This window comes from Stappia sp. G46H5W, assembly GCF_058448995.1.
This window is the reverse complement of sequence record NZ_JBZFLL010000001.1, coordinates 116,447-128,324: the sequence shown is the minus strand read 5'-3', so window position 1 is coordinate 128,324 and position 11,878 is coordinate 116,447. Positions and strand designations below refer to the sequence as shown.

Here is an 11,878-nt window from a genome sequence, read left to right as displayed (position 1 = left end):
TCCGGGTGGCGGGCCTCGCCGGGGGCAATTAAGGCCGGAATGTGGTCGGGGTAAGCACTTCATGACATCGAAATCAGGCGCATCAGGCGTCTTCACTTTCAAGATATTGAGCCTGTTCATCGGGCTCTACGCGGCACAGGCCATTACCGGCAGCCTCGTGCAGACCGGTCTTCCGACCGTGCTGCGCGAAGAGGGGATGGGGCTCGACCGGGTCGGCCTTCTTGCGCTGTTGTTCCTGCCTTGGGCGCTGAAGTTCCTGTGGGCGCCGCTTGTCGACAGGGTCTGCGTCGTCCGCCTCGGCCGGCGGCGGTCCTGGCTGCTTGTGTGCCAGTCGCTCATCGCGGTGAGCTTTGCGGTCCTGTCGCTGCTGTCACCGGCCGGACACTTCGAGCTGATGCTCTGCGTGCTGCTGGGCGTTGCGGTGTTCGCTGCGACCCAGGACATCGCCACCGACGCCCTGGCGGTCGAGGTGGTCGATGAAAGCCGCCGGGCCACCGTCAGCAGCGCCGGGGTCTTCGGCGGTTATGTCGGGTTTCTGCTCGGCGTCGGCGCGTGGTTGCCGGTCTATGCCGCGTTCGGCTGGCAGGCCTCGATGCTGTTCATGGCCGGCGTGGTCGTGGTGCTGACGATCCCGGCCGTCGCGGCGCGCGGACTGGAAGACGGTGTGCCTGTTCCTTTGGACGAAGCGGCGTTTCGCCCGCGTCTTTCGGCGTCTTTCCGCAGGCCCGAATATCGCCGGGGCCTCGGCTTCATGCTCGTCTACCAGTCGGGCCTGCGTCTCGGCATCGCCCTGATCGGCCCGTTCCTGGTCGATGTGGGCCTGACGCTCGCCGATGTCGGCTGGCTCAAGGGGGCGGGCGGTGCGGCCGCCGGTCTTGTCGCCGCGCTTGCCATGCTGGCGCTTCTGCGCCGTCCGTCCGCGCGCGCCCTGATGCTTGCCGCCCTCGCCAACGCCGCCCTGTTCCTGGCGCTGGCAGGCGTGTGGGCCGGCATCGTCTCACGCGATCTGGTCGCCCCGCTGATCCTTGCCCAATCCGCGGCCGCCGCGACATCGATGATCGCGCTCTATGCGGTGATGATCGGCTGGTGCTCGCCGCGTCAGGCCGGCACCGATTTCGCCCTGCTGCAAAGCGCCGATGCGGTGATGGCCATCGCCTTCGGCATCGCCGCCGGCTTCATCGGCCAGGCCTTCGGACATGCGGCTGTCTTCGCCCTTGCCGCTCTTCTGCTTCTTGCCGGTGCGGCTCTCGCCCGGCGCCACTCCATTGCCTCGGACCTGCCCCTCGCCGCTGAGGGGGCACTGGAAATACAAGGAAATCAACAATGAGAAGCCGTGCTCTGCTGGGCGTTTCCCTCCTCGCCATCGCCGCCGTCCTCCGGCCGCTCCCCTCCAAGGCGCAGGACGCTGCCATGGCGGGCGAGCCGACGCTGCTTCCCCGTGTTCTCGTGTCGGCCACCAAGCGTCTGCAGGATGCCTTCGAGGCGATCGGCGAGGTCGCGACCGTCGAAGCGGACGAGCTGGAACAGCGCGGTTTCTCCACCATCGACCGCATCGACCGGGTGTTTCCGGACGTGCTGATCCGCCAGCGCTCCAGCCGGGCCTATTCCGGCATCACCGTGCGCGGACAGTCGTCGGTCGACTTCTACAATCCGGCGACCCAGCTCTATGTCGACGGCCTGCCGCAGGATCAGGCGCTGTTCAGCCAACTCCTGCCGCAGACGCTGGAGCGTGTCGAGCTGCTTTACGGCCCGCAAGGAACGCTCTATGGCCGCAATGCCATCGGCGGCGTGATCAACGTCGTCACCCGCAAGCCGGAGAACGAGTATTTCCTGAACCCGGTGATCGACGTGAACAGCCTCGGCGTTCTGGGCGGCGTCGCCTTCGGCGGAGCGTTGATCGAGGATGTCCTTTATGGCGATGCCTGGTTCAGCGCCGAGCGCGAGGACGGCGAGATGCGCGACATGGTCACTGGCGAACGGACCGGTGACAGCGAGACGCTGGCCGGTCAGGCACGCCTGCGCTATGCGCCGGTGGGTAGCCCGCTCGACATCATGTTCTCCTACGGTCGCAGCGAGCGGACCTCGGACGAGGAACGCTTTGTCATGCAGTCGATGCTGGACAGCCGCATCTCGCTGCCCGTGCCCTCCCACTACGAGTTGACGACCGACAGCTACGGCCTGACCGCCTCCTACGATCTCGGTCCGGCGACGATCACCTCGCTGACCGGCTACCAGGATCGCTCGCTGCTGCGCACGATCTTCGGCTCCTACACGCCCGAATGGCAGGAGACCTTCAATCAGGAACTGCGGATCGCCTCCAATCCGCAGGAAGGGGCGATGTTCGACTATGTCGCCGGCCTCTATTTCCAGGATCTCGACTTCCGCCGCGAAGTGCCCGCCTCGACCCTGGCCTCGCACCAGGAAATCCGCTCCTACGCGGCCTTCGGCGAAGTGACCTGGCATGCGACCGAGCGGATCGACCTGACCGGTGGCCTGCGCTTCGACTATGAGGAGGTGGACGCGGCGACGACCCTTGCCGGCGTGCGCCAGACGAACAGTGCGGATTTCTCCGCGCTCTCGCCGAAGGTGGGGGCCAGCTACAAGGTCACGGACGACGTGCTCGTCTACGCGCTGTTCAGTACGGGCTTCAAGGCCGGTGGCTTCACCCGCGCGGTGACGCCGGCCAATATCGGCTTCTCCTATCAGCCGCAGCACAGCTACAATTATGAAGCCGGCATCAAGGCGAGCCTGTTCGACGACACGCTGGAACTCGGTTCCTCCGTCTACTTCACGATGACGGACGACTATCAGCTGTCGGTCGGTCCGGTGACCGGCCAGTACCTGCAGAATGTCGGCGAGGTGGAGAGCAAGGGCATCAGCCTGACGGCGCGCTGGCAGCCGGTCGATCCCTTCATGCTGTCGGGCGGTATTGCCTTCAACGACAGCTATTTCAGCAGCTACAACAATCCGGCCAATCCGGGCGTCAACCTGACCGGGAACAAGGTGCCCTATGCGCCGGATGTCACGGCCAACCTGACCGCGGCCTACACGTTCGGCCTGCCGGGCGACTTCGGCGACCTGACCGCGCGCGCCGGCGTCACCTATGTCGGAAAGACCTGGTTCGACGAGGCGAACACGGTCGGGCAGGGCGCCTATGCGCTGTTCGACGCGGGACTGTCCTGGAAGCATGGCGAGCATGTCGTCGCGGACTTCTACGTCGACAACATCACCGACGAGACCTACGCGGTCTACGGCTTCGACTCCGCCGGCGCCGGCTTCGGCAACGTCTACCAGCTTGGCCAGGGGCGCACGATCGGCGGCCGCCTCAAGATCACGTTCTGAGGCGGACGGCATGCGCATCCTGATTTCGGGCGCGGGACCTGCCGGTCTTGCGCTCGCAAACTGCCTGCTCGATGCGGGCCTGTCGCCGGTGGTGGTGGAAAAGGCGCCGACGCTGCGCACGGCCGGCTATGCGGTCGGCCTGCATCTCGGCGGCTGGGAGGTCGCTGCGCGGCTCGGCCTGATCGACGCATTGAAGGCGAGGTCGATCTCGATCCAGCGGGCCGACTATCGCGACGCGCGGGATCGCAAGCTGTTCTCCTACAACTATCGGCATCTTTCGGCAGCCTGCGGCGACCGCATGCTGGTGATCATGCGCGATGCGTTGCAGGAGGTTCTGGTCGAGCGGCTGGGCGGACGGGTGCCGATCCGATACGGGACGTCCGTCTCTGCTCTCGTCGACGACGGCAAGGCGGTGCAGGCGGAATTTTCCGACGGGTCGAGCGAGCGCTTCGACCTGGTGGTTGCCGCCGACGGCTATCGCAGCGGCGTGCGGGAACTGCATTTCGGCCCGCATTCCAAGTTTCTGAAGCCGCTCGGCTATCGCAGCGCCGCCTGGCGGATGCCATCCTCGCGAGAGATGGACTGCGATTACGCCGCCTTCATGGATATCGATCTGCAGGCCGGCCTGTACCGGGTGGGGGACGGTACGGTGGCGACCCTGTTCTGCTGGCGCGATGAAGACACGTCCCGCGTGCCGGCGGACAAGCGCACGGCCGAACTCGTCAGCCGGTTTTCGCACTGGCCGGCGCTGATTTCCGACACCTTCCGGGAGGGCGTCGACTGGTCGGGCGCCTTCTTCGACACGATCTGCCAGGTCGAGGTGCCGCAATGGTCGTGCGGACGGGTCGTCCTGTTGGGCGATGCCGCGCATTGCATGACCTTCCTGTCGGGACAGGGTACCTCCACGGCCGTCGTCGGGGCGCATGTGCTGGCGGCCGAGCTCGCGACGCGCCCGCTGGATGAGGCTCTGGCCGCCTACGAGGCGCGGCTTCGACCCGTGGCAGGGAGACTCCAGAAACAGTCGGAGAAGATCGGCGGGCACTATGTTCCGCGCAGCCGCTTCGGCCTTGCGGTCCAGTCCTGGATCATTCCGACCCTGATGCGTCCGCCGCTGGTCCGGCTGATGGCGCGCAAGATGGAGGCCTCATCGCCCTCCATCGCATGAGGGTTTGTTCGCGCTTGACCTTGCCCCTGCTGGAAGGTTCATCATGGCACAAATCCAGATCAACAGGTCGGACGTGCCATGAACATCGGAGAAGCTGCGGCTCTCGCCAGCCTGCCGCCCAAGACAATCCGTTATTACGAGGAAATCGCGTTGATCCGCCCGGCACGTGCCGGCAACGGCTATCGCGACTACTCGGAGATGGACATCCATCGCCTGCAGTTCCTGCAGCGCGCGCGCAGCCTCGGCTTCACCATCGAGGAATGCCGTGTGCTGCTGTCGCTCTACGACGACGAGCACCGGGCGAGCGCCGATGTGCGCGCGGTCGCGATCGAGAAGATCGGCGAGGTGGAGCGCAAGATCGCCGAACTGCGCTCGATGAAGGCGACACTCACCCGGCTGGTGGACTCCTGCCATGGCGATGCGCGGCCGGACTGTCCGATCCTCGAGGATCTCGCCAAGGGCAGCGGGCCCTCCTGCGGCGGTCACTCGTGATTTCGCGAAAGGGACTGCTTCTCGGTGGAGCCGCCGTCGTGATCGTCGCGCTGGCGGTGGTCCTGCGTCCGCAGCCCGAACCCGAGCTGGAGCCCGCGTCTGCCATGGCAGAGGTGAGCGTGCCGGAGCTGTCGGGTCTTGCCGCCGAGGGCAGAACCGCCTTCGATGCCCTTTGCGCGAGCTGCCACGGCGAAAACGCGGCCGGACGGCAGGGGATCGCCCCGCCGCTGGTCCACGTCATCTACGAGCCGGGGCATCATGCCGACGGGGCTTTCTTGCTGGCGGCAACGCGCGGCGTTCGCCAGCACCACTGGACGTTCGGCGACATGCCGCCGGTTCCCGAGGCGAGCCCGCAGGATGTCGCCGCGATCATCGCCTATGTGCGGGAGCTGCAGCGCGCCAACGGCATCTTCTGAGCCAGGTCCTAGCTCAAACGCCGAGATAGGCCTCGCGCACCCGCTCATCGGCCAGGAGCGCTTCGCCCTTGCCCTCCATCGCGATCTCTCCGGTTTCGATGACATAGCCGCGCGTGGCGATGGACAGGGCCGCGAAGGCGTTCTGCTCCACCAGGAAGACGGTGACGCCATCCTCGCGGTTCAGCCGCTGGATGATCTCGAAGACCTGGTCGACGAGCACCGGGGCAAGGCCCATCGACGGTTCGTCGAGCAGCAGCAGCTTCGGCCGGCTCATCAGGGCGCGGCCGATGGCCAGCATCTGCTGCTGGCCGCCGGACAGGCCGCCGGCCGGGTTCCTGCGCCGTTCCTTCAGCACCGGAAAGAGGTCGTAGACGCGCTCCAGGTCGGAGGCGATCTCCGCATCCTTGCGCAGATAGGCGCCGAGCCGCAGGTTGTCCTCGATGGCGAGCGGCGCGAAGATCTGCCGGCCTTCCGGCACCTGGGCGATGCCGGCCGCGACCCGCGCATGCGGGCTGGCGCGCGAGATGTCGCGTCCCTGGAACGACAGGCTGCCGCCGGTCATCGGCTGGACGCCGGAAATGGTGCGCAGCAAGGTGGTCTTGCCGGCGCCGTTGCCGCCGACGAGCGCAACGATCTCGCCGGCTGCGACACTCAGCGAGACGCCGTGCAGGGCCTCGATCCGCCCGTAGGAGGACCGCAGCGTTTCGACGCGCAGAAGCGGATCAGTCGAGTGCAAGGTTGGCCTCCCGCGTGCCGTGGGTTCCAAGATAGGCCTCGATCACCTTCGGGTTCGAACGGATCTCGGTTGCCGAGCCCTCGGCCAGCACCCGGCCCTGATCGAGCACCAGGATGCGGTCGGAGATGCGCATGACGAGCTTCATGTCGTGCTCGACCAGCACCACGGCGACGCCATCGTCGGCGATCTTGCGGATCAGCTTCTCGATTTCCTCGGTCTCGACCGGATTGCACCCGGCGGCCGGCTCGTCGAGCAGCAGCGCCTTCGGCTCGGCCGCGAGCGCACGGGCGATCTCCAGGCGCTTCAACGCGCCATAGGAGAGGTTGGCGGCGGGAATGTCCGCCTGCGCGGCAAGTCCGACGCGCTCCAGCAGGGCATCGGCCACCTCCGCGCTCTCCCGGTTCTGGCGTCCGGTGGAGGGCAGGGCGAGCAGATGCGCCAGCAGTCCGCGCTTTTCGCGCAGGTGCCGGCCGACCATCACGTTTTCCCGCGCGGTCATGCGGAAGAAGACCTGCAGGTTCTGGAAGGTGCGTGACAGACCGCGCTCGGCCAGTCGGTTGGGCTCCAGCGCGGTGACGGGCTCGCCCGAGAGATGAACGCTGCCGGCCTTCGGCGTGTAGACGCCCGAGACTAGGTTGAACAGCGTGGTCTTGCCGGCGCCGTTGGGGCCGATGATCGAGAAGACTTCGCCGGCCCGTGCCGAGAAGCTGACGTTGTCGACGGCGCGCACGCCGCCGAAGGCGATGCCGATCTCGCTCACCGAAAGAAGAGGCGTTGTGGTGCTCACTTGTTCCGCCTCCCCTGGAAGAACGCGGCGATGCTCGGCACGATGCCGGCGCGCAGCACGATCATGATCACCATCATGATGAGGCCGAGGATCATGTGTTCGTAGTCGTGGAAGCCGGTCAGCGCCTGCGGCAGCACCACGAGGATGGCGGCGCCTGCCACCGATCCGAGGATCGAGCCCATGCCGCCGAGCACGACCATGGTCACCAGCTCGATGGAGTGCAGGAAGTTGGCCTTGTCCGGCGTCACGAAGCCGTTGACCAGGGCCAGCGTCGAGCCGGCGACCGAGGCATAGACGGCCGAGATGACGAAGACTGTGAGCTTGGCGCGGGCGACGTCGATGCCGGCGACCCGTGCGGCGACCTCGGAATCGTGCAGCGCTCTCAAGGCCCGGCCCGTCGGGCTGGCGACGAGATTGCAGGCAATCCACGCTCCGATCACCAGCAGGCCGCCGCTGATCCAGTACCAGGTGTCGGCGCCGCGCACCCGCCAGCCGAAGACGGTGAGGCGCTCGACAGGCATGCCGTCGGGTCCGCCGGTCAGCCAGGCCTCGTTGGAGATCGTCATGGCGATCAGGATGCCGAAGCCGAGCGTCGCGACGGCGAGGTAGTGGCCCTTGAGCCGCAGGATCGGCCGGCCGACGAGGAAGGCGATGGCGGCGGTGGCAACGGCTCCGGCCAGCACCGCGACCAGTGGATGCAGGCCGAACTGCGGCGGCAGCACGGCGACGGCATAGGCGCCGATGCCGAAGAAGCCGGCATGGCCGAGGCTCACCTGGCCGGCATAGCCCATCAGCAGGTTGAGCCCGATGACGGCAAGGGCCGAGATCCACACTAGCGCGGCGACGCGGTAGTAGAAGTTGGATGGCATCGCGAAGGACAGCGCGACGACCAGCAGCGCGATCACGACCGGAACGGCGAGCCGATGGGAGAGAAGCTTGCCCATGGTCACACACGCTCCACGCTGGCCTTGCCGAACAGGCCGCCCGGCAGGGCGAAGAGCACGACGAGGATGACGATGAAGGCGATGGCGTCCTTGTAGGTGGACGAGATGTAGCCGGCGCCGAGCGCTTCCAGCAGGCCGACGGCCAGCCCGCCGACCACCGCGCCGAGCGGGTTGCCCATGCCGCCGAGCATGGCCGCGGCGAAGCCCTTGAGCGCCAGCAGCATGCCGACGTCGTAGCTGGTCAGGGTGATCGGGGTGACGAGAATGCCGGCAATGGCGCCGATGGCCGCCGACATGACGAAGGACAGGCCCACCACGAAGGAGGTGTTGATGCCGACGAGGCGGGCGGCCAGCCGGTTCGCTGCCGTTGCCAGCACGGCCTTGCCGATCAGCGTGCGGTTGAAGAAGGCCCACAGCAGCACGACGATCACCGCCGCCCCGCCGAGCACCCAGAAGCTCTGGGGCAGGATCGCGGCGCCGCCGAAGCGGATCGGCGTGTCGCCGGAAAAGGCGGGAAGCGAATGGAACTGCTTGTCGAACACCACCTGGGCAAGGCCGCGCAGGAAGATCGAGGCGCCGATGGTGATGATGATCAAGGTCACGGGCGAGGCGCCGCGCGCCGGCTCGATGGCCAGCCGGTGCAGCAGCAGCCCGACCACCATCGCAACGAGGATGGCGCCGATCACGGCCAGCGGCAGCGGCACGCCGGCGGCGGTGGCGAAGACCGTGGTCATGCCGCCGATCATGACGAACTCGCCTTGCGCGAAGTTCACCACGTCGGAGGCGTTGTAGATGATGGTGAAACCGAGCGCGACCAGCGCGTAGACCGCGCCGACCGTCAGTCCGGAAACACAGAATTGCAGCAACTCGGGCATGGGTCCGCCGTCAGCTTGCCCGCGCCGTCGATGCGGCGGGGCCGGGGGCCTTCGATGTCGTGAGCAGGAGCCCCGCCGCGCGCCGGATCTCGCCGGGCGCGCGGCGGGGGAGGGCTTGCGCCTTACTCGGCCAGCGTCCAGTCGCCGCCGCGGATTTCCAGCATGCGGAACGCGGTCAGGTCGAGGCCCATGTGGTCGTCCGCCGACATGTTCACGACACCGGCGGTGCCCATGAAGCCCGAGGTCTTCTCGATCTCGTCGCGGATAGCCTTGGGATCCTCGGAACCGGCACGCTTCATCGCGTCGACCAGGATCATCAGGCCGTCATAGGCGTGGCCGCCGAAGGTCGACACCGGCAGGCCGGTCTTTTCCTCGTACATCGACTTGTAGCCGGTGACGACGGCCTTCTGCGGGTCGCTGTCTGGCAGCTTGTCGGCCACGAGCAGGGCCGAGGCCGGAAGCCGCACGCCCTCGGCCGCATCGCCGGCCAGGTCGATGAAGGACTTCGAGGCAACGCCGTGGCTCTGGTACAGCGGCACCTCGATGCCGAGCTGCTTGTAGTTGCGCGTCACGATGGCCGGACCCTGGCCGAAGCCGGGGTTGATGACCGCCTGGACGCCGGCAGCGTTCTTGATGTTGGTCAGCTGCGGCGTCATGTCGGAGTCGCTCGGACCGTAGGTCTCGTCTGCGACGATCTCGATGCCGTAGTTGCCGACCACCGAGAGGCACTGCTCGCGCATCGACTTGCCGAAGCCGCCGGTGCCGGAGATCATGCCGATCTTGGCAAGGCCCTTGGCCTGCATGTCCGCGAAGATCTTCTCGCAGGCCATGCGGTCGGTATGCGGGGTCTTGAAGGTGAACTCCTTCACCGGATCGATGATGACCACGGCGCCGGCGAGCGAGATGAAGGGAATGCCCGCATCCTCGAAGACCGGGATCATCGCCATCGTCGTGCCGGTGGTGGAGCCGCCGACCACCGCGACGACCTCGTCGTCTTCCACCAGGCGGGTGGCGAAGGTGCGCGCCTTGTTGGCATCGGCGCTGTCGTCATAGACGATCAGCTCCAGCTGCTTGCCGTTGACGCCGCCTTCGGCGTTCAGCTTCTCGACATACATTTCCAGCGTCTTGGCCTCGGGATCGCCGAGGAAGGACGCAGGGCCCGTGACCGACAGCGAAGCGCCGATCTTGATGGTGTCGGCCGCCGCAGGGGCCGCCCAGACCATGGCGACACCGGCCAGCAGGGCCGCGCCACGGATGCATTTTCCGAAAACTGCCATTCTTGTTTCCTCCCACAGGTCCAGTGCAGTCTGTTTCCGGTCTCCCGTTCGGAAAGCAGGGGCCGGGGGCAAACGTGTCGCCGCCGGCCCGTCCGTTCCTACGCCGCGACCGGGCGGCGCATGGCTGCCACGCGGAAGCGGTTGGCGACGAAGGCGCTGTCGCACAGACAGGCATTGCCGGCCGGGTTCGCTCCGGTGACGTGATAGTCGGAGAAGGCGGCGGACTGGTTCACGAAGATGCCGCCAGTCAGGTTGACTGAAAGCGCGACGCCGGCATCGGCGAAGGCATCTGCCGCCTTGTCGATCAGGCTCTCGTCCGTCGCATAGAGCGCCGCGGTGATCGCGCCGCGCGTCTTGGCGGAGCCGGCCGCACGGGCGATCGCATCCTCCGCGCTGTCGGTGGCGATCACGAAGCTGATCGGCCCGAAGCGCTCCTCCAGATAGGCGGCCTCGTCCTTCGCATCGACCGCCAGAACGAGCGGGGTCGCCGAACGGGCGCCGTCCATGCCCTCGACCGGGGTGCTGTCGCGCAGCACTTTGCCGAGCTTGCGGGCCTCGGCGACACGCTCCAGCGTCGCCTCGCTCTGCACGGCGCCGAGCACGCCGGCCGCCCGCTGGGGATCGCCCAGCAGCTTGTCGACGGCGGTCGCGATGGCGCCGGCCACCTCGTCGAAGCTCTTGTGACCCTCGTCCGTGTCGATGCCGTTGCGCGGCACGAAAATGTTCTGCGGCGCGGTGCACATCTGCCCGGAATAGAGCGAGAGCGAAAAGGCGATGTTGCCGGCCATACCGCGCATCGACGGCGTGCCGGTGATGACGATGGAATTGACGCCGGCTTCCTCGGTATAGACCAGCTTGCCCTTGGCGTTCTCGCGCACCCAGGCGCCGAAGGCCGGCGAGCCGGTGAAGTCGATGATGGCGACGTCCGGATGGGTGACCAGCTCCTTGGTCAGCGGCTTGTCGGCGGTGTCCGCGGCAAGCTGCAGCACGTTCGGGTCGAATCCGGCCTCGGCAAGCACCTCGCGGCCGATCTTGATCGTCAGCGCCAGCGGCAGGATCGCGCCCGGATGCGGCTTGACGATCACCGGGTTGCCGGTTGCAAGGCTGGCGAAGAGGCCCGGATAGCTGTTCCAGGTCGGGAAGGTGGCGCAGCCGATGACCAGCGCCGGCCCGCGCGGCACGATGCGGAACTGCTTGTCCAGCACCAGCGGATCCTTCGGACCCTGCGGCTTTTCCCAGCGCACGGCGCCGGGAATGCGGCTCATCTCGTCATAGGCATAGGCGACGGCCTCGAGACCGCGATCCTGCGCATGCGGGCCGCCGGCCTGGAAGGCCATCATGAAGGCCTGGCCGGACGTGTGCATCACCGCATTGGCGAACAGGAAGCTCAGCCGGTTGATGCGGTGCAGGATCTCCAGGCAGACGCCGGCGCGCGCTTCCGCGCTCGCCTTGCCCCAGCCGTCCATCGCGGCCTTGGCGGCGGCAACGGCCATGTCCGGGGTGGTCTCGGGATAGGTGACCCCAAGGTCGAGGCCGAAGGGGCTGACCTCATGGCCGACATGACCGCCGGTCGTCGGCTGGTCCAGCTCGAACGGCTTGCCCAGCAGGGCCTTGAAGGTGGCCTCGCCGTCGTCCTTCGCGCTCTCGCCGTAGATCTTGCCGGAGGGCATCTCCGGATAGGCGGACCAGTAGCCGCGGCTATGGATGGTCTCCACCGCCTTGTCCAGGGTCGCCTTGTGCGTGTCGAAGAATGCGGCCATGACCGTCTCCCTGCGTGACGCGCTGGCCGGGGACGCACGCCGACAGGGTCCCGTCTTGCGGGAACCGCTGGCGTTTTCCTCCCG

11 protein-coding genes are annotated in these 11,878 nt (G+C 67.2%); 5 read left to right on the top strand and 6 right to left on the bottom strand.

The window, feature by feature from the left end; all coding sequences use genetic code 11:
• Positions 1-61: 61 nt before the first annotated feature.
• The 5 genes from ACVJ6E_RS00570 to ACVJ6E_RS00550 all read left to right on the top strand — a co-directional run bounded on the left by ACVJ6E_RS00570 (position 62) and on the right by ACVJ6E_RS00550 (position 5,415).
• Positions 62-1,327, top strand: a complete 1,266-nt coding sequence (locus ACVJ6E_RS00570; protein ID WP_120268234.1) for an MFS transporter — start codon at positions 62-64, stop codon at positions 1,325-1,327.
• Positions 1,324-3,342 (top strand): TonB-dependent receptor, encoded by a 2,019-nt coding sequence (locus ACVJ6E_RS00565; RefSeq protein ID WP_120268233.1) that lies wholly within the window; start codon positions 1,324-1,326, stop codon positions 3,340-3,342. The genes ACVJ6E_RS00570 and ACVJ6E_RS00565 overlap by 4 nt, the downstream gene beginning before the upstream one ends.
• Before the next feature lie 10 nt (positions 3,343-3,352).
• Positions 3,353-4,507, top strand: coding sequence for an FAD-dependent monooxygenase (locus ACVJ6E_RS00560; protein ID WP_120268232.1), 1,155 nt, complete (start codon positions 3,353-3,355; stop codon positions 4,505-4,507).
• Between the two features lie 78 nt (positions 4,508-4,585).
• Positions 4,586-4,999 (top strand): Cu(I)-responsive transcriptional regulator, encoded by a 414-nt coding sequence (gene cueR, locus ACVJ6E_RS00555; RefSeq protein ID WP_120268231.1) that lies wholly within the window; start codon positions 4,586-4,588, stop codon positions 4,997-4,999.
• Positions 4,996-5,415 (top strand): c-type cytochrome, encoded by a 420-nt coding sequence (locus ACVJ6E_RS00550; RefSeq protein ID WP_491676379.1) that lies wholly within the window; start codon positions 4,996-4,998, stop codon positions 5,413-5,415. The genes cueR and ACVJ6E_RS00550 overlap by 4 nt, the downstream gene beginning before the upstream one ends.
• A 13-nt stretch (positions 5,416-5,428) precedes the next feature.
• On the opposite strand, the gene ACVJ6E_RS00545 is transcribed toward ACVJ6E_RS00550, so the two are convergent.
• From ACVJ6E_RS00545 to paaN, 6 genes are all read right to left on the bottom strand, one after another.
• Positions 5,429-6,151: an ABC transporter ATP-binding protein gene (locus tag ACVJ6E_RS00545; RefSeq protein WP_120268230.1), complete on the bottom strand. Its 723-nt coding sequence runs from the start codon at positions 6,149-6,151 to the stop codon at positions 5,429-5,431.
• Positions 6,138-6,938: an ABC transporter ATP-binding protein gene (locus tag ACVJ6E_RS00540; RefSeq protein WP_120268229.1), complete on the bottom strand. Its 801-nt coding sequence runs from the start codon at positions 6,936-6,938 to the stop codon at positions 6,138-6,140. The genes ACVJ6E_RS00545 and ACVJ6E_RS00540 overlap by 14 nt, the downstream gene beginning before the upstream one ends.
• Positions 6,935-7,882, bottom strand: a complete 948-nt coding sequence (locus ACVJ6E_RS00535; RefSeq protein ID WP_120268228.1) for a branched-chain amino acid ABC transporter permease — start codon at positions 7,880-7,882, stop codon at positions 6,935-6,937. The genes ACVJ6E_RS00540 and ACVJ6E_RS00535 overlap by 4 nt, the downstream gene beginning before the upstream one ends.
• A gap of 2 nt (positions 7,883-7,884) precedes the next feature.
• Positions 7,885-8,757 (bottom strand): branched-chain amino acid ABC transporter permease, encoded by an 873-nt coding sequence (locus ACVJ6E_RS00530; RefSeq protein ID WP_120268227.1) that lies wholly within the window; start codon positions 8,755-8,757, stop codon positions 7,885-7,887.
• A gap of 122 nt (positions 8,758-8,879) precedes the next feature.
• Positions 8,880-9,980 carry an ABC transporter substrate-binding protein gene (locus tag ACVJ6E_RS00525; RefSeq protein ID WP_491676405.1) on the bottom strand — a complete coding sequence of 367 codons (1,101 nt, stop codon included), beginning with the start codon at positions 9,978-9,980 and terminating at the stop codon, positions 8,880-8,882.
• Positions 9,981-10,132: 152 nt separating this feature from the next.
• Complete coding sequence (paaN, locus tag ACVJ6E_RS00520) at positions 10,133-11,794, bottom strand: phenylacetic acid degradation protein PaaN (RefSeq protein ID WP_120268225.1); 1,662 nt, start codon at positions 11,792-11,794, stop codon at positions 10,133-10,135.
• Between the last annotated feature and the right edge of the window lie 84 nt (positions 11,795-11,878).